2 tRNA genes and 1 rRNA gene are annotated in these 379 nt (G+C 55.4%); all 3 read left to right on the forward strand.

From position 1 onward, the window contains the following. The first annotated feature begins 3 nt into the window (after positions 1-3). The 3 genes from ETC00_RS20375 to rrf all read left to right on the forward strand — a co-directional run bounded on the left by ETC00_RS20375 (position 4) and on the right by rrf (position 371). Positions 4-80 (forward strand) — tRNA-Ile (locus tag ETC00_RS20375). A gap of 23 nt (positions 81-103) precedes the next feature. Then, positions 104-179, forward strand: a tRNA-Ala gene (locus ETC00_RS20380). A gap of 75 nt (positions 180-254) precedes the next feature. Then, positions 255-371 (forward strand): 5S ribosomal RNA (gene rrf / locus ETC00_RS20385). The last annotated feature ends 8 nt before the right edge of the window (positions 372-379 follow it).

Consider the following 379-nt stretch of genomic DNA (forward strand, 5'->3'; position numbering starts at 1 on the left):
TTTGGGCCTATAGCTCAGTTGGTCAGAGCGCACGCCTGATAAGCGTGAGGTCGGCTGTTCGAGTCAGCCTAGGCCCACCATATTGACTCTTCGATACATATATGGGGCTGTAGCTCAGTTGGGAGAGCGCCTGCCTTGCAAGCAGGAGGTCATCGGTTCGATCCCGTTCAGCTCCACCATTTTTTCCAAAAAATACAGCTTGATAGCAAGACGGCTAATGTGGTACATTAGTGCTTGCTGTTGAGTACAATATGTCTGGTGACGATGGCGGAGGGGACACACCCGTTCCCATTCCGAACACGGCCGTTAAGCCCTCCAGCGCCGATGGTACTTGCCCCGAAGGGGGCCGGGAGAGTAGGACGTTGCCAGGCGGCTGCCT

Source organism: Brevibacillus sp. MCWH (assembly GCF_013096935.1).
GTDB classification, from domain to species: domain Bacteria; phylum Bacillota; class Bacilli; order Brevibacillales; family Brevibacillaceae; genus Brevibacillus; species Brevibacillus aydinogluensis.